The following is a 23,581-nucleotide window of genomic DNA, read 5'->3' as shown; positions in this document are numbered from 1 at the left end:
TCACCCCTTTTCACCAACGAGCCCCGTTGGCTTGACTACCAAGAAAAACAACAACATTAACATATTTATTGCGAGTGATAAATCAGGTAAATAATAAGCCGTAAACGCTCCAGCCAATCCAACAATTAAAGACGCAAGCGCTGAACCTTGCACGCTTCCCAATCCTCCGATAATGACAACAATAAAAGCTAAAATTGCATACTGCATACCCATTTCAGCGAAAATAACTCCTGAATATGGAGCAAGGAGAAATCCCCCTAACGCGGCCATTCCAGCCCCTAATAAAAAGACAAATGAAAATATCGCCTTTATGTTAATACCAAGAGCTTGAACCATCTCCTTATCTATTACACCCGCACGAATCATAAGACCAATTTTTGTTTTACGTAGTAACAACATCAGGCCAATATAAATAAGTACCCCAACAATAATAACAAACAATCGATACTTTATTAATATAATTCCATCAAATGTCAAGCTTCCTTGTAACCATGTTGGTAATTTAGCACTAATTGGATTCGGTCCCCAAAATACTTTTATACATTCACTAAGTACAAGCATTCCACCAAGTGTAACGAGAAGTTGTCGAACATGATTTCCATAAACAGGACGAATAAGGAATCTTTCTAAAACGAAACCAAGAAACATTCCCATCAAAATCGCACCTATTAATGCAAGTACATAGCTACCAGTCATATTGAATAACCAAACCCCTGTAAAAGCTCCCCAGGCAAACAATCCACCATGAGCAAAATTGAGTACACTCATTAAACCAAAAATAAGTGAAAGTCCCGATGCTAATAAGAAAATAAGCATACCTGTCGAAACGCCATTTACAAATAAGTTAACTAACACATCCACGTTCCATACCTCCTCCGTATCAATGTTAAGAAATCCCCAGATACTTATGACATGTTTCCTTATCTTCTTTCAGTTCATTCATTGGACCGTTATGCACGATTTTTCCATTGTCCATGATGTAAAAATAATCACCTATCTGGCTTGCCATCATAAAGTTTTGTTCTACAAGCAAAACAGTCGTTTTCTCTTTCATTTTCAAAATAGCCGACATTAACTTTTCAATCATAATCGGCGCTAATCCTTTACTTGGCTCATCAATTAATAGCAATCCATCACTATTAATGAACGCTCTTGAAATCGCCAGCATTTGCTTTTGTCCTCCGCTCAACAGCCCACTTTTTTTATTCCAATATTGTTTTAAATCTGGAAATAAATCGAGCATCCATTCTACCTTTTCTGCATATTCTATCCCTTTCTTTACTCCAGCGAGAGCAAATGTTTCTTCTACCGTTAAATCATGAAAGATCCCTTGATTCTCTGGCACATAGCCCATTCCTTTTCGCGAAATCAGATGAGTAGATAAACCATTTACTTTCTCATCACAATAATAAATTTCTCCATTAGAAATCCGATTAAACCCCATAATTGAACGTAAAGTCGTTGTTTTTCCAGCCCCATTTCTTCCGAACAATACGGTGATTGTTCCTTTCTCAACCATAAAAGAAACGCCTTGCAAAATATGAAACTGATCCAAATACGTTTCTATATTATCCACTTTTAATAGTGTCACCGTATAATCCCCCTAAGTATGCCGTTTGTACACGTTCATCCTTCATAATCTCTTCTGGTAACCCTTCGGCCAATAACTCGCCATGAAATAGTACAATTAAATGATCTGATACATGTAGAACCATATCCATTTTGTGTTCAATAAGTACAATTGTATTCTCACGATTTTTCTTTATATTCTCTATCACTTGAAGAATAGCTGGGACTTCCTCAACAGAGATACCCGCTGTTGGTTCATCAAGTAGCAATACATCTGTTCTGAGCGCTAGCAGCATGGCCAGTTCTAATTTTCTCTTTTCCCCATGCGCTAAATCTTTCGCTAGCACTTCTTCTTTTTCGTGAAGCAATACTGTCTTCAAAAGACGTCTCGCCTCTCCCATCTGCTGCTTGAATCGTGAGAAGTTTGGAAAAAAACTATAATAATCTTGAACAAACGACTGTACACTTAAGCGTACATTTTCAATCACTGGTAATTCCGGAAAAATATTTGTAAGCTGGAAAGAGCGTCCCATACCAAGGCGGGTTCGCTCTGGAATCGATAACTTTGTAATGTCACGTTCTTTAAAATAAATCTCACCTTTTGTTGGAGAAATCTGTCCACTTAACAAGTTAAATAGAGTTGTCTTCCCTGCTCCGTTGGGTCCAATAATAGAAATAAGTTTTCCTTTTGGTATCATCAAATTTACGTCTTTAATGACATGATGTTCTCCAAATGAGACACAAAGATTTCTAGTCTCTAACAAGTTCTTCACTCTATACCCTCCTCAAAGAATTCATATTTTCAGGGTGAAAAAGAGAAGTTGATGTAAAGAGAAATAACCTCCTCTCTTTACATCTTTTCATTACCGAATATTCAATCTATTTATTTTGAATTGGTGGCTCTGTTTCTTTCATTGTTAATTCTCGCTCTAGAACAGGTACTGGATAATCAACACCCTCTTGTTTTTGTAGCGTTACAGAATAAAGCGCTTGCAAAGCTTGGTGGTCTTTCTCTCTAAATTTCATTTTTCCTTTTGGTGTTTCAAATTCCATTCCTTCCATTTTCTTAATAAGCGTATCAACATCTGTATCGCCTTTTGTTTTCTTTAATCCTTCAACGATGGAAATTGCTGCTGACATTCCTCCAGCTGTAAACAAATCTGGAACTGTTCCATTGAAACGTTTCTTATGTTCTTCCACTAGCCACTCGTTCACTTTATTTTTCGGAAGTGTATGATAATATACTGAAAATCCTTGCATGCCCACTAATGCATCCATCGTCTTTAATGCTGGTATATCCGGTGCCCCCGTTGAAATCTTAATCCCTTGCGCTTCTACATTCATATCTTTTAATTGCTTCCATGGTGAATTCGCACCAGCCCAAACAACAAATAAATAATCTGGTTTTGAACTAATGATGTTTTGAATATTTGCAGTAAAATCAGTAGAATTCGTATCAGCATATTGTTCATTTACAATATTCGCCCCTAGCTTCTTCGCTCCCGCTTTAAATGCAGCAATTCCTTCACGACCAAAGGCGTTATCTGGAGCAAGTGTTGCAATCTTTACATCTTTCTTAGCGATGGATGCAGCACCAGCAATTGCATCTTGAGATGAATTTCTGCCTGTTCTAAAAATATATTTATTCCAGTTCTTCCCCGTAATACTATCTGCAACTGCAGGTTCAACAACCATTATTTTTTCATATTCTTCCGCTAGTGGTAACACTGCTAATGTATCACTTGAACTCGAAGATCCAACAAGAAAATCAACCTTGTCTTCCTCTAATAGTTTCGTAGCTTTTTTAACTGCTACATCCGCTTTTGTTTCCGTATCTTCTACAACAAACTTAATCTTCTTCCCATCTACTTTCCCTGTTCCGCCTGTTGCGTAATCTAGCCCTAGTTCAAACCCGTTTACCGTTTGTTTCCCATATGATTCAAGCGGTCCTGTTAACGAAGCAAGAACACCTACTTTAATCGTCTTCTCATCATCTGTACTTGCTTTTTCCCCTGAACATCCTGCTGTTACTAATAATGAACCAAGAATACATCCCGTAAACACCATTTTTAGCCACTTACGTTTTTTTGCTGACATTGTGATCCTCCCCATACTTTACTTTCTGATAGAATCAAATACGCCAAAGTAACCATCCGTAATCATGACTTCTTGTTTTTAACAATGTGAACTATGTTGTCAATAGAAATTTCTCGAAGTACCTCTACATTCGCCAGCCATTTCCAAATCCCTTCCAATACATTTGTAAATATTCATACAATTATTCGCATTATACATATCATCCCTTGAACAAATACATTAAAATAACTGTTCTCTTCCTCTAATATATTAGCCCTACAAAAAAGACTAACTTCCAAAATGAGTTAATCTTTTCCCCCAATCGCACTACTCTTAAGACTCTTTACGTAAAAAGTCTACTATTGCACGATAAACAGCATACATTTCGTAGTGATGTTTTTCAAAACTAGGATCAGCACTTGTTCTCACAATAACAAGGTTTTCTGGTTGGTTTATATAAATATTCTGCCCCCAAATTCCTATAGCAAGAAATTCTCCAACTATATAATCTGGTCCAGGAGTCCACCATTGATACTGATAATTATCAGTAAAATGAGATTGATTATCTTTCAGTAGATTATACCTTTCAGGTATGGTTGATTCTCGAATCCACTCTTGAGAAATAATCTGTTTCCCCTTCCAATTTCCATTATGTAAGTAGAGTAATCCAAATCTAGCAAAATCTCTCAACGTAGCATTCAAGAAAGAATAAGATATCATGCTCCCATCACTACCTATATTCCAAAATGCATGGGACTCCATTCCAAGCGGTTCCCATATTTTCTCTTGCAAATATTGTGCTAAGTTCCGTCCAGTTGCTTTTGCAATCAACATGCCTAACACTTGCGCATCTATACTTTTATAAGAAAATTTCCCAGAAAATTCTTTATACTTAAATTGATTTATATACTCATTTACACTCTTACTTGCAGTCAATGACGCTTGCATCAGCATATAAAAATCTGATGACAAATTATGATAATCTTCATTGAAATAAATACCAGAGCACATCTGTAGACATTCCTTAATAGAAACATTTTTATATCCGGAGTCCTTTAACTCTGGCAAATAAGCAATGATTGGATCCTTTACTGATTTAATATCCCCTTCATCAATCGCTATACCTACTAAAGCAGATAAAAAAGATTTTGCTACAGACCATGAAGTATTAAGAGATTTGCACGTATTTCCATGAAAGTATCGCTCATTTACAACTTTATAATCTTTCATAATGAAAAAGCCTGTCGCCGTCGTGTTTTTAAGAAACTCATCAAGAGTTGATTGTTTCCCATTATAGCTGTACGTAACATTCATATCCTTCAAATCATAATCAAATCGAGAAATATGTCCTTTACGTTTCACCTTTTGGGCTGGGTATACTTCAGAAAGATTACGGAAGTTTTCAATTGTTTTTTTCTTATCAAATAGTATATGAAAATCCACAAAACGCTTCTTATTTGTAGTATTTTTATTCCTTAAATTTAGTAAATTTTTTAAACCAACGGCTATTGAAGCTGGAATCATAATAGTTCTTTTAAAACTATATTTCTTATTCATCTTATTCTCCTTGGATCAAAGCATATTACTTTCAACCTTCTTAACCTATACTTAAAAAACTCATATTCACCCTAATAATGTCAATTATGAACAACACAGAACGATTACTCCCTAGTTAATTCTAATATAATCCACTTCAAAAACCCAAAGTATGCAGTGCGATTTACATTTCATGTATGAATCTATTCACAAAGCTCTTAGCTTCTTTAGAATTGGCTCGGTACGGTATTGGCGTGGTTGCAGTAGCAATCGGGTGTCATTGTCGATACACCCATCATTCAAGGCTATAACGATTCAGGGTTAATTGATGTAATGAAAACAAAAGTAACAGGAAATAAATTAACTCAACCTGAGCAGATCGCAGATACTGTTTATCTTATTTCATTGGAAGAAGCAAGTTTAATTAATAGTAGAGTTGTTATAGCATATGAAGGTTACGCTTCCTTTAAATAATATTAACTTTCCAATCACTATCATTTTTATACATGCAAAAGCAGCCTAGAATCTATAATTCTACGCTGCTTTTCTATATCAACAAAAATTATGAAATCGAGTTACTCTCTAAACCACCTAATCCTTCTGCCAATTGTTTCTTATCTAAACTCTCACCAATAATCACCAAGTTTGTGGGAAACCCAAAGTCCTGTTCCAATAAAATTGGTACACCAAATGAGTATTGTAATAAGTGCGGATATTTATCTCCATGAAATTTTACAAATCCTTTTACACGATAAATTTCCTGCGATAAATTGGAAAGCCATTCATATAATTGATCTTGATCGATTGATTTTGTAAATTGATATGTCATCGTTTGTATATGTAAATGCTGCTTCATATGTAATGTTTCATGTTCTTCATTTTCTGTAAGTTCCACACCTTCTATATCCTCTAAAGATATATTACAATACTGTGTTTCATACAATTTCGCATGTTTATTAATTGCTGCTACTTCTTCTAAAACTTTTTTCTTCTCCTCATCTTTTAATAAATCTGATTTATTAATGAGGATATGACTTCCGTATTTGATTTGTTCATTTAAAAGTTGTTGAATATTTTTACTTAGTGTATCACGATTTAACCATCTCATTGCATCTAATACAACAACGATGGATTTCACGTCAAGATAAGGAGCTAAAATAGGTGACAAGCATGCATCTAATACTTCAATTGGGTGAGCAACTCCTGTTGTTTCTATATAAATTACATCTGGTCTCTCTTGTTGATATAAAGAATGTAACTGAATCTCAAGTTCATCTTTTAACGTGCAACAAATACAACCTTTTAAAAGTTCTCTTAAAATATTCTCTTTCCCTATAATATCTGTATCTACCGAGTATTCTCCTATTTCATTCATTAAAACAGCAACTTTTCGATTTTTCTTCTTTTCTGCTAGTAGTAAATTTTGTAGCAATGTGGATTTCCCACTTCCTAAAAAACCACCTAATATATGAATTTCTACTTTACTCATATGACCGACCATCCATTTCTATGCTTTTAATATACTTTAAAGCGTAATTATTACGATTTATATTTATTATTTTATTAAAATAACTGCAATTTGTAAACAAAACACTCCGGTTGTTTTGTATTCCTATATATATTTCGGATGCTCTGTCTTCATAAGTATAGTATGAATAATATAAATTATCTGTTCCATTGTTAATGGATTCAGCATCCTAATTTTCTTCTCTTAATAAAGATTACATTCAAGAGAGGATACTTATGTTTCATTCCCTATGATTCACAACTATATAAACGGATGTATTTTGAAATACTTGAATATCTTTTATGAAATGTAATAAACTAGGTTAGAATCTATAGAAGTAAGACATGTTCTTTCTTACATATCAAAATTACTGAAATAGCGAGGAATTATCATATGAAAAAAGGTATTAACCGTGTTGCATTAGTAGGAACTGGTGCAGTAGGATGTAGTTATGCTTACTGCATGATTAACCAAGGTGTTGCAGAAGAATTTGTTCTCGTTGATGTAAACGAGGCAAAAGCAGAAGGAGAAGCAATGGATTTAAGTCATGCAGTTCCCTTTGCTCCAGCACCAACAAGGGTTTGGAAAGGCAGCTATGAAGATTGTAAAGATGCAGATCTTGTTGTAATTACTGCTGGTTTACCACAAAAACCAGGTGAAACACGTTTAGATTTAGTTGAAAAAAATGCTAAAATCTTTAAACAAATTGTTCGTAGTATTATGGATAGCGGATTTGATGGTATCTTCTTAATTGCTACAAACCCTGTAGATATTTTAACTTACGTAACTTGGAAAGAATCTGGATTACCAAAAGAACGTGTAATTGGTTCTGGTACAACTCTAGATTCTGCCCGTTTCCGCTATATGTTAGGAGAATATTTCAATATTGACTCTCACAATATTCATGCTTACATCATCGGTGAACATGGTGATACAGAACTTCCAGTTTGGAGCCACGTATCAATCGGAATTCAAAAACTACAAACGATTCTTGAAAAAGATAATGACCTTAATCAACAAGATTTAGATGAAATCTTTATAAATGTTCGCGATGCTGCTTATCACATCATTGAACGAAAAGGTGCAACATACTACGGAATCGGTATGTCCCTTTTACGTGTAACAAAAGCAATCTTAAATGATGAAAATAGCGTATTAACTGTATCTGCATATCTTGAAGGTCAATATGGACAAAAAGATGTTTATATCGGTGTTCCTGCAGTCTTGAATCGTCAAGGTGTTCGTGAAATTTTAGAAGTTGAATTAAGTGAAGATGAAGAATTAAAGTTCGATCACTCTGTTCAAGTACTAAAAGAAACAATGGCTCCTATACTGTAAAATACATGCTAATTATGACCTTATAAAAAAAGCAATCCAAAATACTTGGATTGCTTTTTGCATAGCTTAAAAATTCATTCCGTATTTAGATCCGATTTCTCTCCATCGTACACTTCAAGCACATCAAGTAAAAAGATAAAGATTGGAATTCCAATAATGAGTCCCCATATTCCTAAAAAATGCTCTGAAAAGATAAGAACCATAAACGTATAAAAAATGGGTAAATTCGTTTTTGCGGACATAAATTTCGGATTTAAGAAGTAACTTTCAATTGCATGAATAACTGCAATAAAAATTAATATGTATACGACATATGCAATTCCACCAATATTATACGCAATGATACAAAGTGGAAATAGTGAAATAATAACACCTGCAACAGGAATTAAACCAAGCAAGAATATCATAACTGCTAATACAAGTAGCTGCGGGAAACCTAAAAATACTAGTGCAATGACAGAAAGAATACAGTTTACAACGGCAATTAAAAACTGTGCCTCAATGACTTTTCCAAATGAACGCGCAAATTTCTGACCAAAGTATGCAATTTCCTCATAAAAAATACTAAGTTTACTATCCTCAAATTTTGATGTAAAAACAATGATACGCTCTTTTTCTAATAAGAAAAATAAACTTAAAATAAGGGAAAGTAAAATTTGTAAACTTATCTTTCCAATATTCGCCAAAGATTGATAAATAACATCCACACCTTGTTCAATATATTTTGATACTTCCATCTGATTAATTGCAGAAAACACATATCTTATCATTTCATTATCAGGGGGATTTTTAAAAAACAATTTGAACTGGTAAATCAATTGTGAAATTTGTATCGTTAATACAGGCAAATATTTATATAACGTAGCAACAATAAACGTAACTAAAACAATGTATAAAAAGGCGATAATCACTTTCCTATTTATCCGTACAAAACGATTAAGTTTTTCAGAAATAAATCTTTGAAAGCGATCCATTAGAAACGTAAGGATAAAGGTAATCAATATTAAATTAATCATACTTTTTAGCCCGTATAATATAAGGGCTAAAATGACTAATATAAGAAGCCTCTGAAACCCTCTACTTTGAAAGAAATTTTTCATTTGAATCATTAAGTCTCACTCTCCCCCTTCGACGGATGGAAATTCCATATATTCATGAAAGTACTAACCGTTTATTTGTTACTATATTAAGACATTTTATGAACTTCTAAAGACAATCTTTCTCACTAATTTGAAAGTGTCCTCTTTTTCTTTTTAATTGTCTTATTTTCTTATTCCATATCAAAGCGTAAAACTATATTAGTATATACATCACAACACACAATCTTAGTCTTTTTCATTTTTTGGATAACTACTGATATACATAACCTATTCAAAATAATTCTATCATTTTCTGATATTTTAAGAGTTTTTATTCAAAATACAGAAACAAATAAGCCATAACTAGAAACTTCCATCAGCGGGGGCTTCATCTGCCACCTAACTTCTTTTCTTGCACTGAATTTTGAGGGGGGATTACTGCCCGCAAATAGCGAGATAAACGTATGATTCCTGACTACTATTTTATTTCCTTATTTCCGCTTCATCCGCTTTGCTAGTAACTCCTTTACTTGATTATACGTTAACCCAGAATTTTTATTTAAACGTTTCACTTCATAAATATCTGTGCCTACAACTGTATATTTCTTCTCTTTATTCATAATTACACATCCTTTTATAAACTTTCATTGAATCGAGCAAATATTATTTATTATAGTTCTTCCCTAAACGAAGAGTTCATACTCATACCATAACAAATTAAGTATTAGTGTACCTGAACAATAAAGTGAAACTTTAATCAGTGGGGTTTTTCTTCATCCCCCACTGATTATTAGTTGAACCAATCGGGCTTTTACGGGCAGTTCATCCCCACCTAACTTCTTTGCTTTTGCCAAATTTTGAGGTGGGGGTCTTACTGCCCGCTAATGCGGGATAAAGGTTTTTAATTACAAATAAAGTCGTTTAATTTACAATAAAGTTGTTTCATTCTTTTATTGCGCAGTAAAATACAGACTGTGCACAAGACATCACACATGAAATCCTCCCACATCAACGGTGTTATAGTATTGGTCGGCAGAACGGTATTTGTCATTTTTTAGAATGCCTTCGGTTTTAAAACCAAATTTCCCATAAAAGATTAAACAACTTTATTTATATTTTTCAATTAATCCTTAAAATCATTTACATAAAAAAAGAAGCTATTTGTCAAAACAGCTTCTTTTTCTGCTATATATATTTATACTTTCAGTCGTACATTTTAATAAAATTTCACTACATCTTCAGTAGGTAAGAACGTTCTTTCTCCTGGTTGTTCATTTGGCTCACCAAATGGCATTTGTGCTACTAAGCTCCATTCTGCTGGAATATCCCATGTTTCTTTCACTTCAGCATCTACAATTGGATTGTAGTGTTGTAATGATGCTCCGATTCCCTCTGCAGATAATGACATCCAAACAGCATATTGTAACATTGCACTCCCTTGGTGAGACCAATATGGGAACTGCTCCTTATATAAAGGTGCATTTTCTTGCATTTGTTTTACAGTTGCTTGATTTTCAAAGAATAATACTGTCCCCACTCCATCATGGAAACCTTTTAGTCTTTCAACAGTTGCTTCAAAATTTTCTGCTGGCACACGCGCTCTAAGTGTTTCTTTTACAATATCCCAGAACTTTTCATGCTCTGCATCCATTAATACAACCATACGACCACTTTGCATGTTGAAAGATGATGGTGCGTGTAAAGCTGTTTTTAAAACATCTTGAATTCTTTCTTTTGTAATCGTAGCATTTTTTGTTACTTTACGGATTGAACGACGGTTCACGATTGCATCTTTTAAATTTGTTCTAGTTACTGACATGTTAATTCCTCCAAGTATATAAGTTGTATAATTTATTTAAACAAATAGATTTGATTCTTCAATTGAAGACAAGTATTAGCAATATCCATCAGTTGTACATTGCATTCCATCAAATGAATTTGTTTTTCCCTTTTGTATTTCTTTATCAATTACTCTTTCTAGCATTTCCTTACTAGCAAGACCTTGAATTACTTCGTCTCCAATCATTACCGTTGGAACAGCCAGAATATTTGCTTCATCATATGCGTGTTGGATTGCTTTTTGATGTTTCTCTTTATATTTACGAGTTATTAAAGCTTCTTTAAATTCAGCTTCAGGAAGCCCTACTTCACCTGCTAACTTTGTTAGTACATCTATCTCTTCAATATTTTGTTCTTCCTGGAAAAATGCTGTAAACACTCGATGATGAAAAGCATTTTCCAAACCATGTTCCTTCGCAAATTGATATCCTTCAAACGCAAAGTGTGTATATGGATGAGGTGAAACACGTGGTAAACTCATCTCAACTCCTAACTTTTTCGCAGTAGGAAGAATAAACGAATCCCAAGAACTTAATTTATCTGGTTCTTGCCATGGATCAATTTTTGCATATGGACTTGGACGTAATTCGAATGGCATCCATTCAATTTCTACATCTTTTTCCTTAGCTACTTCATCCAATGGGCCCTTTGCCAAAAAACAAAATGGACAAATAAAATCAGAGTACACTTTCATTTTTACAGTCATATAATTACACCTTACCTTCATTAATTGTCATTAGTTGTAACCAAAGTGGTTACATTTATATAAAAAAAATATGCACTCTCTTTTTTATAGAACTTGGCATGTTTCAATCCTTATTTCAAGCATTTATTTTCTCTTGTAACGATTCAAACAAATTCTCCATCGTGATATTTTTTAAAACTTCTTCCATTGCAGATTGCGCTTGAACCAAAACCACTTCTAATACAGCTTGAATATTTGCTCCAATTGGACAATCTGGATTGGGTTGTTCATGAATATGAAATAACTTATCTGCCTCAACTACATTTACTGCATGATACACATCTAATAATGTAATCTCATTTAAATCCTTTAATAGTTCAGCTCCACCTGGCCCTCGATTTACATAAACAAACTCAGCCCGTTTTAAGTCAGACATTATTTTTCGAATTACAACCGGATTTGTATTTACACTCTCAGCGATAAATTCTGAAGTACAAATAGAAGATGAATTGTTTTTCAAAATAGATAAAATATGAACAGCTATAGAAAAGCGGCTACTAATTTTCATCATGATCACCACCTCGATGTAATCATTATAGTTACAACAAAAAAATAAGTCAATCCTTTTTATAGATTTTTTTGGACATTATTATAGTTAAAAACAAATAAGCATCTCATTATCATATATGAGACGCTCTTTATCATTCTGCGAATAGCCCTTGGAACTCTTCAATAAATAGTTGAACAGCTAGTGAAGATTCCCTTAATGAAGGAACAGCTAAAGCAATTTCCCTCCATACTTGAGGTGCTAATTCTTTCGTTTTGACATTTGGAGGTAAATTCGTTAAAGATAATTCAGCTAATATCGCTAAACCTAACCCCTCTTGAATCATATTTAAAGATGTTGTAACGGTAGACACCGCATACTCAACTCGAAGTGGTACACCTGCTTGTTTAAACATATCAATAATTGGTGGTTCGTATCCTCCCTTAAATAAAATAATTGGTTCACCCTCTAAATCATTTATTGTAATAGCTTCTTTCTCACAAAGAGGATGATCATTATGCAGGACAACAACCATTTTCCCCCTCGTTAACGGTACAATCTCCATTTCTTTATTGGGCAAAATAACAATTCCGACATCAATTACACGTGATAATAGCCACTCTTCTACTTCTTTCAGTGTTCCTTCATGGAGAACTAGCTCTAAATTCGGATATTTTTCACGAAAGATATTAATCATTCTAGGCAAGAAATATGCTGATGCACTTGGAAAGCTTCCGATTCGAATCGTCCCGACTTCATGCCCTTTCTCCATCGCAACCTCTTGTTCTACTTTCTCAACGCCATTTAAAATTTCTCGAAAATGAACAAGAATCCGATTTCCTACATCAGTCAGAATTAGACCTTTCCTTTTATCGCGTATAATAAGCGTTACACCGAGTTCCGATTCAACACTAGAAATAGCATGGCTCACAGCTGGTTGTGTCATATTTAAAACTCGAGCTGCCTTCGTAAAACTTCCTAGTTCAACTACTTTTATAAAAACTTGAAGTTGTGTAATGGTCATAACAAATTACTTATACTCCTTATAAAAAAGATTCATTTTATTTATCGTGTTCAATATCATATCATAGTGAAATGATATACAACAAGGAGGTATTATCGTGACACAGCTTTCACGAACAAAAACGGTCATAATCCTTTCATTTCTCGTTCTTATGTGGGGGATTAATTGGCCTTTATCTAAATTCGCTCTGCATTATACACCGCCCGTATTGTTTGCAGGAATTAGAACAATAATTGGAGGATTCATTCTACTTATTTTTGCATTGCCAAAATACAAACAGTTACATCTAAAAGAAACTTGGCATTTATACTTTATTTCAGCTCTACTCAACATTATTTTATTTTACGGACTACAAACTGTAGGGCTTCAGTATATGCCCGCTGGACTCTTTTCCGCTATTGTATTTCTTCAGCCTGTCTTACTTGGAATTTTCTCTTGGATTTGGCTGGAAGAAGCAATGTATGGCTTGAAAATTTTTGGTCTTATTCTTGGATTTGCGGGCGTTGCTGTTATTAGCTCTAGTAGCTTAACTGGACATATTTCTGTCATCGGCATCTTACTTGCTTTAGGATGTGCAATTGGATGGGCGCTTGGTACAGTGTTTATCAAAAAAACTGGAAACCGTGTAAACGCAATTTGGATGGTGACACTTCAACTTATTATCGGTGGATTTTGCTTAATTGGCTTCGGTTCAGAATTTGAAAGCTGGTCCAGCATCGCTTGGAGCATACCATTTGTAATCGTACTACTATTCATCTCAATCTTTGTTATCGCAATGGGCTGGCTCGCTTACTTTACACTTGTCGGAGCTGGAGAAGCAAGTAAAGTTGGTGCCTATACATTTCTTATTCCACTTATCGCAATTATTATAAGTTCTATTTTCCTACATGAGGCGATTACAATTAGCTTATTTGTTGGACTTCTATTTATTGTCGTAAGCATTTGCTTTGTAAATATAAAACCGAAATCGCTCATCATGAAACAGTCTATTGAACCCAAAAAATGTTAATAAAGTGAAACTTTAATCAGTGGGGGTTTTCTCCATCCCCCACTGATTATTACCCCTCACCAATCGGGCTTTTACGGACAGTTCATCTCCCACCTAACTTCTTTGCTTTCGCTGAATTTTGAGGGGAGAGTGTTACTGTCCGTTAATGCGGGATAAAAAAGAAAGAGCCTATGAACTGTACCCTATAAAATGGACAGTTTAATAAAAAGACCTTTAAAAATTAGGCACTTAACAGATGGTTCCGGTATTGTACCGGAACCATCTTTTTGAGTGTCCATTGATAACGATCATAATTATAATCTTGCATATACTTCTCGATTACCAGTTGAAGAGATTGGAATGTTTGACAACACTTGTAGTCTAATTCATCTTTCATATGACCGAAAAAGGATTCCATTGGGCACTATCTAGACAATTACTTTTTACAACTGGATACAAATATACATGCACCTATTGAAACGATAATAGAAAGAATGGATAAAATAATCGCGATTGTTTGTAGGCTTGTACTTTCTTTCTCTTTCGCATCAGGTGCTTTTAATTCTCCATGTTCCCCTGTTAGTGTTGTACCTTTTGTAATGGTAGTAAGTGAGTGCGGTTTATCTGCTTTCTCATCACCTGTCCACTCTGCAATATCTCCATCCTTATACTGTTGATATGCATCCCAAGCCACTTTTTGCTCTTTATCTGGATTTTTCGCAACAAAAGTAAATTGCTGAAATTGCCCCGGTAAAATACCTTCTCCAGTCGCTTCCCATATAACAGATTTAACCTTCCCAGATGTATCTTTTTGTTCATTGACTTTCCATCCTGGTACAGGTTCATACCGCTGGAACTCAACTCCCTCTGGGATTTTAAGGGTAATTTTGGTTGTTGCTATATCCTTCTCAACAGGTACCTTTATTGTATACGTTTCCCAAGAATCCACTCCAGAATTAGCCGGTTTCACCGTTACATGTGCACTAACAGGTAACGAGAAAAGTCCCATTGCAATTACTGTTGCCATCATTGTTGTTCCTAATTTTTTTATACGTTTCATTTCCCTATGACTTCTTTTTGATTATCTATAAGTAGCGGTTCGTAAGCTTCGCTTTACCGACCACCTACCATAAATTGAAAATCTGTATCAAAGCTATCAAGTTCTTTTGTTAACCCATGAACATGTATGTTCCATTTCCCTGTCATATTAATATACATTCCTTCTGCTTGATACGACCCTGATGAAACTGAAGAAACTCTAAACGTGCCTTTTCCCATATCCATGTCTAAAGATTTCGTTGTCAATACGATTTGCTCCATATTAGTAACAAGCTGTCCATTTGTATCCTTTATATCAATACGAAACGAATTCATCCCTACCTTATTTGGGCTTACATGTAAAGTAAGCTCATATCCATTATCAAGTTTTTGGCTCCCTATAAAAGGCCCAGTTGGCGGCATTGGTGGCGTTTGTACATTTGTTAAAAAAGCTACTATTATAAAAAGAGCTATCCCTATACCAAACTCGACTTTCACCGTAGCCCCCAATCTTTTCTGCCCTCTCATCCTTCCCTTCACATAATGAATAAGTCCCAATATCCCCATACCAATAAATAAAATAAATTTCATTAACAATGCTAATCCATAACTTGTATCAAATAATGAATGAATCGTTGGAATAAAGAATGTCGTATTAAAAAGACCGGTTATAAAAAGAAGAATGACCGCACATATTGCCCATAGTGAAAAACGTTTAATGGCATCCCAATACATCGTCCATTTCCCATTCTCATGGTCTTTAGGTAAAAGAAGAACAATTGCCGATAGTCCTCCAATCCATAATGAAGCTGCAAGTAAATGTAAAAAATCCATAGTTACAGCAATTTCTTTATACTTTAGACCATATGCATGACTATTCATTGCTTTCATAATAAGTAACCCAATAAAAAATAAGATCGGAATTGTCCATACTTTTAACGATGAAGGCTTTTCTCGTTTTAAAGCAACATATGTAACAGCAATCAGTGTTATTACGAGTACCATCTGAGCCGTCCATATATATCCAAAAACAGATAGTTGCAATGTTTCTTTTAGTAATGAAGGCTGGAATGCATCTATCCACGTAACATCAGCATTTATCTTTGCTTGTAAAGGGAGGCTAAATAGTAAACTAATGAATATGCCAAACAACGAAATCCAAATTAGTTTATTACCTCTTGATTGCACTTTACTCGAATTCCCCTTATATATAATAAGATTAAAAAATAGAACACCTATATAGAGAGAAAAACTTGTATATAAAATCCCTCTTTCTATCAACATATCCAACTGCGGGACATAACCAATTTCTTCGGCTTGTATATCACTCGTTCCCTTTCCCTCTGTTCCAATACGGAACGGAATGACCCCTTGAATGGGATGCCCATCAGCAGAAATAGCTTTCCACTGAATGGAATACGTACCATTTGGTATATTTTGTTCCACTCCAGCTTCTAATAATTTGGGATTCTTTTTATCAATATGAGCATTTTTTAAATCTACTCGTTTCCCTGAAGCATCCCTTACGAATACTGTATTAAAGTGTGAGGATTGAAGCATTTCATCAAATTCAATCCTTACAACGGAAGGTGCTTTTTCTAATGTTTCATTTTCTGCAGGATTTGATTTAACAATATAAGCATGAGCGGAAGCCGCGCTCGGTGCCAGTATCAGTAACACACATACCATTACCATCCAGATTCCTAGTTTTCTTAATACACTCACATTCATTTCACTTCTTTCTTTTGCATCACTATATTTCACTTGGAAGTTAATAAAGTACCACTATTTTTACTCTCTTTTTTTAGAAATTAACCTCATTAAATATCAAATAATAAAATATAAATTCTCATTATGAACTGTTCACACACCACCTTTAACTTACACTTATAAAGCTACTATTTATACAAACATAACTTATCTTTAGAAAGTTAGTTACGATTATAACACATAATATATAAATAAAAGTTTTTAAAAACGAAAAGAAACAATGAATCATTTGTGAAGAAAGTGTGAAATCCACTTTCATACAGCGTAATTCCTCACAAAAAAGGTATTACGCCAATGCATAACACCTTTTTGTTTTTTAATCAATATTATACAACCTACTCTATCTAATCGATGCGTTACTGCAATAAGTGTTGTCGCGATTGTCCAGGCTTCTAAACTTGCTGCCGCGACACCTTTTATCACACTTCATATACAAATTATTGTTCCTCTGGGTAATCACAATATTCGATAATTGTCCCCTCCGTATCTGCTGGATTGAGGTAAATTAATCTTCTACCATGCTTGTTTATACGGAGTGTATGCTCCAACGTTCGAATTCCTTGTTGTTTTAATTCTTCTAAAGCTTGATCCAAATTATCTACACGATAAGCAATGTGATGTACACCTTTTCCTTTTTGCTTTATAAACCTAGCAATTGGCGAAGTTGTATTATTCGTCGGCGCAAGTAACTCAATTCTATCTCCGTTCACTTCAAGAATAGCCACTTCACTCTCAACACCTATCGCTTCACTTATGTAACGATCTATTAATGTTCCTGATAAGACTTTTTCATAAAAACGTATACTACTATCTATATCACGAACAGCAATACCAATATGATCAATTTTTTTATTCATTTCGTTTCTCCTAGCTTCATTTTACTTCTTTTATAAAAGACATCTAATCAAATTGCCATCTATGAATGATCCAGATCTCTATATTTATTATACATCTAAATTATTATAAAAACTCTCGCTATTCATCTCCTATAATAATAAAAAAGTTATAGAAACGAATTCTATAACTTTTTTTGGTACATATAACTACTTATTTACTCTCGCTACGTTAGAATGAATTTCACCTTTCATTCGTAAATAACTAATCCCATATCCAATAAGTCCACCAATAATAGCTGGGAAAATCCATCCGAGCCCTACTTCATGCATCGGAAGAATTTGAGTGAACAGCTGATTAACTACTTGAATATTTACTCCAGCTACACCAAGTCCATCAAATAAACTTATAATAAATGTTACAAGTAAGCTTGCTTGATAAACTTCTGATCTCCCTTTAAATAATGGATGTAAAAACGTTAAGAAGATTAATACAATTGCTAATGGATATATAGCTGTTAATACAGGAACAGAAATAGCAATTAATTGTGTTAATCCTACATTCGCAACAATTGCACTAAACACAGATAACATAATCGCGATTTTTTTGTAAGATACCTTTGGAAATAATTTATGGAAAAATGAAGAACATGCTGAGACAAGCCCTACACTAGTCGTTAAACAAGCTACTGTAATCATTAATCCTAACAGTATTCCGCCATATGAACCAAAGTAGTAATTTGAAACCTTCGCTAACACTGCTCCTCCATTATCTAAATGTCCAAGCTTCGCTACGCTTGAAGCTCCCATATAAGAAAGCGCTGTATAAATAATCGCTAATGTCGTTGCTGCAATAATTGTTGCTTTTGCACAAACAACCATAATTTGTTTTTTCGTCTTCGCACCTTTTTCTTTAATAGCATTAATGATAATAATGCCAAATACGAAAGATGCAAGCGTGTCCATTGTTAAGTATCCTTCTTGAAAACCTTTAAAGAATGCGTGAGATGTATAATTTTCAACAGGTGCTTGCATATCCCCTATTGGGTGAATAAAAGCAACAATTACTAAAATTCCAATGAACGTTAATTTGATTGGCGTCAAGATTTTCCCAACAATATCGACAATTTTCGCAGGATTGAGCGAAAAAAAACATGTAATGCTAAAGAATATAATTGTAAAAATGATTAAAGGCATAGAACCTAAACTTTCTGGTACAAAAGGTTTAACACCAATTTCAAAGGAAACATTACCCGTTCTCGGTATAGCAAACAAAGGACCAATTGCTAAATACAAAACTGTTGTAAACACAACTCCGAAAACAGGATGAACACGACTTGCCAGCGATTGTAAATCCTCTTTACCTGAAATTCCAAATGCTAATACACCAAGTAACGGTAGTCCAACTCCAGTCACTAAAAATCCTGCATTCGCTGACCAAACATTCGTTCCTGCCGATTGTCCAAGCATCGCAGGGAAAATTAAATTTCCTGCCCCAAAAAAGAGAGCAAACAACATTAATCCAATAACTACTATGAACGAAAATGGTACTTTGTTCGTCATCATAAAACCTCCATTAAAAATAACGTATCTCATTTCCAAATTTAACTAATTGAAGATTCTGAATATTTAACTTAAAAGTTAGGTATTCTTTTCATTTATTATAGTCCCAAGGATAATATATTGCAATACTATTTTCTAACTTTTCTTTTTTTTTAGATATACAAATATTAATAGAGACTCAATTTTCCTGTTATTATATAATTCCGCATCAATATTTAAGAAGGTGTTGCGTATCATCACAACACCTTCCCTCTATCGTTATATAAACAGTTCTTTACTAATAAATAGCGAAATCAACATGTTTTCCAAGTAATAAAGATTTTTTATCTTTTATTATAAAGCAACATTTATATCTTTTTAACAAATTCAGATTTTAATTTCATTGCTCCAAAACCATCAATTTTACAATCAATATCATGATCTGCATCAACTAAGCGGATACTCTTTACTTTTGTACCGATTTTTATAACTGATGAAGTTCCTTTTACTTTAAGATCTTTGATGACTGTTACAGAATCACCATCGTTTAGTACATTTCCATTTGCATCTTTGATTACCTTTGTATCTTCACTATTTTCAGTTTCTGATTCTAAAGTCCACTCATGAGCACATTCTGGGCATACGAAAAGATTCCCATCTTCATAAGTGTATTCCGAATTACATTTAGGACAATTTGGTAAATTAGACATATTTTATTTCCTCCACTTGTTATCATTCTAATATATATGAATTATTTTCAATTTCCTTTTTACGACTTCATAAGAAAAACAATTACGAAGTTAAACTGTTTCTTATCCATTTCTCAAACTTCTATTTTTATCGAATTTCTTTCAATTTCTTAATAATCATGTTTGGTGTCGCCCATTCATCGCGATCAAAATCAGAGATAGACACTTCAATGTTTAAACGTTCTTGAAATTCTACTAATAAAGATACCGTACCAAAAGAATCTAAAATCCCTTCTTCAAATAATTGCACATCTGGGTTATCTTTTACGATATCATTTTCACATACTTCTTCTAAAATGTTTAATACTTGATCTTGAAATTCAGACATTATTTATTCTCCTTTATATCCATGATTTATAATACATTTCTTCTTAAAAATCTAGTGCATTAGCCTTATTATTTATTGTATTCCCTTCCTGGGATTGCTGAGAAAGCCCGGTACATTCACGAAAAGCGAAATGCTTACACTCTATACATTTTTTCGTATTTAAATGCTCTAGAGCGTAGTTAATCGCTTCTCCTGTATGATCAAAAAAGTTTTCTTCTCCAATCTCAGCGTATAATCCATTCTTGTCTAGAGTTGTTTTTAACTCTGATTGAACTCCCGAAATGAGAAGTACGCCACCTTGTTTTTTAAAATGCTGGACAATATTCCCAAAGTATGATTCTCCTGTTGTATCAATAAAAGGAACTTTTCCCATACGTAAAATTAAAACTTTAGGTTTATAATGAATGGTTGCTAAAATGTTTTGTTCAAACGTCTGAGCAGCACCAAAAAATAACGGACCTTCTATTGTATAAATACTAATTTGCGGACAATCATGAGCTTTACTTACCACATGTGGTAACAATTTTTCGTTCTTTTTTGTGTGATCAGGAAGCACTTTAGATATAACGAGCATATTGCTCATACGTTTTGTAAACAAAATAATAGCTAAAATAAGACCGATTTCCACAGCAGTTGTCAAACTAGTAAATACAGTGAGTAAAAAAGTTACAAGTAATACAAGGGAATCCCCTGTCTTCATTTTCAGTATGTGAACAAAGTGTTTTTGCTCACTCATATTCCAAGCTACTACCATTAAAATGGGAGCCATACTAGCAAGAGGAATATGCGAAGCATATGGAGCTAACAATAGAAGCGTAAATAACACAAATCCCCCATGAATCACACCTGACATCGGAGATATGGCTCCACTTTTGATATTGGTTGCTGTGCGAGCAATCGCTCCAGTTGCAGGAATCCCTCCAAATAATGGTGTAACAATATTAGCAATACCCTGACCAAACAGTTCTTTATTACTGTTGTGTTTACTATTTGTCATACCATCTGCTACGACAGCAGATAAAAGGGATTCAATACCACCCAGCATTGCAATAACAAATGCTGGACCAATTAACTGTTGTATCCGTTCTAATGTAACTTCTGGTATACCAAAATGAGGAAGTGTATTTGGAATCGTACCATATGCTGTGCCAATAGTAGGTATATGCCCTGAGAAAAATATAATTGCAATTACAGTTGAAACTATAATCCCTACTAATGAACCTGGTACTTTTGGAAAAATTTTTGGTGTTATAAGTATAGTGAACAAACAAATCAAGGCAGTTAAAACACTGTAAAAATTAGTAGTATCAATATGAGTAAAGATTTCTTTTAAGTTCGCTATAAATTCTTCATGTTTTTTGATACCCGTTAAACCTAAGAAACTGGAAATTTGTCCTGTAAAGATAATGACGGCAATACCTGACGTAAAGCCAATTGTTACAGGACGCGGAATAAACTTAATTAAAGATCCTAGCTTAAAAATCCCCATAAGACATAAGATAATTCCAGCTAATAAACCAGCAAGTAGTAAATCTTCATACCCATAGGTAATAACAATCCCTAAAAGAATAGGAACAAAAGCACCTGTAGGTCCTCCTATTTGATACTTTGAACCACCAAATAGCGAAATGAGTATCCCGGCAATACATGTTGTATAAATCCCATACTCCGGCTTAACACCAGAGGCTATAGCAAAAGACATTGCAAGTGGAATCGCGACAACTCCTACAATCATTCCAGAAAGAAGATCCTTTTGAAAATGTCCCAATGAATATCCTTCAAATCTTCCTGTAAATAACCCTTTCATTACAAACCCTTCTTTTCTATTTTTAATAAATCTAATTTCTTCTGAAAGAATATTTTCTTTTGATAAATTTGAATCCTAAATGTATGTTTCATACTTTTGTACAAGAGTTCTTTATCTCGTTACAAGAAAATATCAGCCTAGTATTGGCTATACGTTTTGCTTAAATGTCGTTCTAATTTCCCTATGTCTCCACCTTCTTGCATGTAGGATTTTAACCTTTCTGCTAAAAGTAATCCATCTCGATTATTTAATTTTTTCATATCTATAAACGATGTAACCTTTACTATATCTGGGGTAATATCTCTACGAAACATTTGTCCTGGAACTTCATTCCAGAAACGATTCCACTCGTCCAATATTCCGATTTGATCAAATAAAAAACATTGCATCCCACATAGCCAAGCTGTGCAAGCTGTATTTCTCTTTTGACATCCTACTCCTTCTTGCAAATGTTCGCATAAAAAACAACAAGAATTCCCACTTTCAATACAAACTTTACAAACGTGATGAGCTCCTATTGAGCGAAATAGTTCCATTCCGTATTGAATAATATCCTCTTTCTTAACTTCAATACTCAATCTAATCCTCCTTACTCATCACTTCACGTTCTGTTTCATCCAACTCTTCTAACATTGAAATTGTATCGATTAAATGGTTGTTAAAAATTTTCTTAGCAACTACCAGTAAATCCACAATCATAGGATCTCGCAAGGAATATAAAACTCGTTTTCCATCTTTCGTACCAACAACAATGTTCTTTGAGCGTAGTACACTAAGTTGTTGAGAAACAGCTGAACCTTCTTTATTAAGAATCGTTTGCATTTCATTTACGCTTTTTTCGCCCTCTGATAATAATTCAAGAATACCTATTCGCAAAGGATGTGATAAGGCTTTAAAAAAATCAGCTTTAAATTGTTGCATTTCGTTTCCCATTCAAACGCCTCCGTTATTTATCCTTAATTTGAAAAATCATCATATACATCTTCAAATGTTTGAATATGTATATGATACTTCTAAAACTTACAAGTTTCAATATAAATTTTGAAACTTTAAAAACCTAACTGTTTTTTGTACCAGAACAAAGTTCCTTATTTTAATTCGATAAGGTTTTTAGTATTAGTTTGATAGGAATTGAGACAAACAATTTATCCATTATTTTCTTTTAAATCATTGCGTCTATTCTCATTTATAATTCCCTCTGAGTGAAATATTTCAAACGAAAAAACCTCGCATCCTTAATGATGTGAAGTTTTAAAATGAGGACAGTATATATTCAAATTTGACTTTGCCACGTTTCTTCTACCCTCATTTGTTGCCTAACAAGAA

The 23,581-nt window shown here is 33.9% G+C and carries 24 protein-coding genes and 1 pseudogene; 3 read left to right on the top strand and 22 right to left on the bottom strand.

What is annotated here, in order from left to right; all coding sequences use genetic code 11:
- The 5 genes from BPMYX0001_RS08640 to BPMYX0001_RS08620 form a co-directional block, all read right to left on the bottom strand.
- On the bottom strand, positions 1–861 hold the full coding sequence (locus BPMYX0001_RS08640) for a branched-chain amino acid ABC transporter permease (protein WP_006094553.1): 861 nt from the start codon (positions 859–861) through the stop codon (positions 1–3).
- A gap of 25 nt (positions 862–886) precedes the next feature.
- Positions 887–1,591, bottom strand: a complete 705-nt coding sequence (locus tag BPMYX0001_RS08635) for a branched-chain amino acid ABC transporter ATP-binding protein (protein WP_018781373.1) — start codon at positions 1,589–1,591, stop codon at positions 887–889.
- Positions 1,569–2,342, bottom strand: a complete 774-nt coding sequence (locus BPMYX0001_RS08630) for an ABC transporter ATP-binding protein (RefSeq protein ID WP_033798824.1) — start codon at positions 2,340–2,342, stop codon at positions 1,569–1,571. The genes BPMYX0001_RS08635 and BPMYX0001_RS08630 overlap by 23 nt, the downstream gene beginning before the upstream one ends.
- Before the next feature lie 106 nt (positions 2,343–2,448).
- The gene (locus tag BPMYX0001_RS08625) at positions 2,449–3,666 is read right to left on the bottom strand and encodes a substrate-binding domain-containing protein (RefSeq protein WP_006094551.1); all 1,218 of its coding nucleotides are present in this window, start codon (positions 3,664–3,666) and stop codon (positions 2,449–2,451) included.
- 312 nt (positions 3,667–3,978) lie between these two features.
- A complete protein-coding gene (locus BPMYX0001_RS08620; protein ID WP_006094550.1) occupies positions 3,979–5,202 on the bottom strand; it encodes a serine hydrolase domain-containing protein in 1,224 nt (407 codons plus the stop codon).
- Positions 5,203–5,514: 312 nt separating this feature from the next.
- Between BPMYX0001_RS08620 and BPMYX0001_RS33010 the strand changes: the two genes are divergently transcribed.
- Positions 5,515–5,655 (top strand): hypothetical protein, encoded by a 141-nt coding sequence (locus tag BPMYX0001_RS33010; RefSeq protein WP_003196947.1) that lies wholly within the window; start codon positions 5,515–5,517, stop codon positions 5,653–5,655.
- 88 nt (positions 5,656–5,743) lie between these two features.
- On the opposite strand, the gene BPMYX0001_RS08615 is transcribed toward BPMYX0001_RS33010, so the two are convergent.
- On the bottom strand, positions 5,744–6,670 hold the full coding sequence (locus tag BPMYX0001_RS08615; protein ID WP_033796068.1) for a CobW family GTP-binding protein: 927 nt from the start codon (positions 6,668–6,670) through the stop codon (positions 5,744–5,746).
- A gap of 411 nt (positions 6,671–7,081) precedes the next feature.
- Between BPMYX0001_RS08615 and BPMYX0001_RS08610 the strand changes: the two genes are divergently transcribed.
- Positions 7,082–8,026, top strand: coding sequence for an L-lactate dehydrogenase (locus BPMYX0001_RS08610; protein WP_006094549.1), 945 nt, complete (start codon positions 7,082–7,084; stop codon positions 8,024–8,026).
- A gap of 74 nt (positions 8,027–8,100) precedes the next feature.
- Here the strand turns inward: BPMYX0001_RS08610 and BPMYX0001_RS08605 are convergent, their stop codons facing one another.
- The 6 genes from BPMYX0001_RS08605 to BPMYX0001_RS08580 all read right to left on the bottom strand — a co-directional run bounded on the left by BPMYX0001_RS08605 (position 8,101) and on the right by BPMYX0001_RS08580 (position 13,200).
- Positions 8,101–9,135 (bottom strand): AI-2E family transporter, encoded by a 1,035-nt coding sequence (locus BPMYX0001_RS08605; protein WP_003196941.1) that lies wholly within the window; start codon positions 9,133–9,135, stop codon positions 8,101–8,103.
- 461 nt (positions 9,136–9,596) lie between these two features.
- Positions 9,597–9,725 carry a hypothetical protein gene (locus tag BPMYX0001_RS34495; RefSeq protein WP_006094548.1) on the bottom strand — a complete coding sequence of 43 codons (129 nt, stop codon included), beginning with the start codon at positions 9,723–9,725 and terminating at the stop codon, positions 9,597–9,599.
- A 596-nt stretch (positions 9,726–10,321) separates the two neighbouring features.
- Positions 10,322–10,924 (bottom strand): nitroreductase family protein, encoded by a 603-nt coding sequence (locus BPMYX0001_RS08595; protein WP_003196936.1) that lies wholly within the window; start codon positions 10,922–10,924, stop codon positions 10,322–10,324.
- Positions 10,925–10,999: 75 nt separating this feature from the next.
- The gene (locus tag BPMYX0001_RS08590; RefSeq protein WP_006094547.1) at positions 11,000–11,650 is read right to left on the bottom strand and encodes a DsbA family oxidoreductase; all 651 of its coding nucleotides are present in this window, start codon (positions 11,648–11,650) and stop codon (positions 11,000–11,002) included.
- Between the two features lie 115 nt (positions 11,651–11,765).
- A complete protein-coding gene (locus BPMYX0001_RS08585) occupies positions 11,766–12,197 on the bottom strand; it encodes an Rrf2 family transcriptional regulator (RefSeq protein ID WP_018765415.1) in 432 nt (143 codons plus the stop codon).
- Between the two features lie 133 nt (positions 12,198–12,330).
- Positions 12,331–13,200: a LysR family transcriptional regulator gene (locus BPMYX0001_RS08580; protein WP_003196930.1), complete on the bottom strand. Its 870-nt coding sequence runs from the start codon at positions 13,198–13,200 to the stop codon at positions 12,331–12,333.
- 97 nt (positions 13,201–13,297) lie between these two features.
- On the opposite strand from BPMYX0001_RS08580, the gene BPMYX0001_RS08575 reads away from it, so the two are divergent.
- Positions 13,298–14,209: a DMT family transporter gene (locus tag BPMYX0001_RS08575; RefSeq protein WP_018781379.1), complete on the top strand. Its 912-nt coding sequence runs from the start codon at positions 13,298–13,300 to the stop codon at positions 14,207–14,209.
- A 220-nt stretch (positions 14,210–14,429) separates the two neighbouring features.
- Here BPMYX0001_RS08575 and BPMYX0001_RS30495 read toward each other — a convergent pair.
- The 10 genes and pseudogenes from BPMYX0001_RS30495 to BPMYX0001_RS08530 form a co-directional block, all read right to left on the bottom strand.
- Positions 14,430–14,609 (bottom strand): annotated as a pseudogene (locus BPMYX0001_RS30495) (integrase core domain-containing protein); the annotation flags it as partial.
- A gap of 15 nt (positions 14,610–14,624) precedes the next feature.
- The gene (locus tag BPMYX0001_RS08570) at positions 14,625–15,248 is read right to left on the bottom strand and encodes a YcnI family copper-binding membrane protein (protein ID WP_006094546.1); all 624 of its coding nucleotides are present in this window, start codon (positions 15,246–15,248) and stop codon (positions 14,625–14,627) included.
- 53 nt (positions 15,249–15,301) lie between these two features.
- Positions 15,302–16,957, bottom strand: a complete 1,656-nt coding sequence (locus BPMYX0001_RS08565; RefSeq protein ID WP_033799642.1) for a copper resistance protein CopC — start codon at positions 16,955–16,957, stop codon at positions 15,302–15,304.
- A 476-nt stretch (positions 16,958–17,433) separates the two neighbouring features.
- A complete protein-coding gene (locus tag BPMYX0001_RS08560; RefSeq protein ID WP_003196910.1) occupies positions 17,434–17,853 on the bottom strand; it encodes a VOC family protein in 420 nt (139 codons plus the stop codon).
- A gap of 186 nt (positions 17,854–18,039) precedes the next feature.
- Positions 18,040–19,392: a branched-chain amino acid transport system II carrier protein gene (gene brnQ, locus BPMYX0001_RS08555; protein WP_033798823.1), complete on the bottom strand. Its 1,353-nt coding sequence runs from the start codon at positions 19,390–19,392 to the stop codon at positions 18,040–18,042.
- A 347-nt stretch (positions 19,393–19,739) separates the two neighbouring features.
- Entirely contained in the window at positions 19,740–20,081 is a 342-nt protein-coding gene (locus BPMYX0001_RS08550; RefSeq protein WP_006094542.1) for a zinc ribbon domain-containing protein YjdM, read from the bottom strand.
- 127 nt (positions 20,082–20,208) lie between these two features.
- A complete protein-coding gene (gene dltC, locus BPMYX0001_RS08545) occupies positions 20,209–20,448 on the bottom strand; it encodes a D-alanine--poly(phosphoribitol) ligase subunit DltC (RefSeq protein WP_003196905.1) in 240 nt (79 codons plus the stop codon).
- A 43-nt stretch (positions 20,449–20,491) separates the two neighbouring features.
- Entirely contained in the window at positions 20,492–22,255 is a 1,764-nt protein-coding gene (locus BPMYX0001_RS08540; protein WP_006094541.1) for a SulP family inorganic anion transporter, read from the bottom strand.
- 137 nt (positions 22,256–22,392) lie between these two features.
- The gene (locus tag BPMYX0001_RS08535) at positions 22,393–22,833 is read right to left on the bottom strand and encodes a hypothetical protein (RefSeq protein ID WP_006094540.1); all 441 of its coding nucleotides are present in this window, start codon (positions 22,831–22,833) and stop codon (positions 22,393–22,395) included.
- A gap of 1 nt (position 22,834) precedes the next feature.
- A complete protein-coding gene (locus tag BPMYX0001_RS08530; protein WP_003196899.1) occupies positions 22,835–23,188 on the bottom strand; it encodes an ArsR/SmtB family transcription factor in 354 nt (117 codons plus the stop codon).
- Positions 23,189–23,581: the final 393 nt, after the last annotated feature.

The organism is Bacillus pseudomycoides DSM 12442 (genome assembly GCF_000161455.1).
In the GTDB taxonomy this organism is placed as follows: domain Bacteria; phylum Bacillota; class Bacilli; order Bacillales; family Bacillaceae_G; genus Bacillus_A; species Bacillus_A pseudomycoides.
The sequence above is the reverse complement of the archived record's forward strand: the minus strand, read 5'-3'. Positions and strand labels throughout refer to the sequence as shown.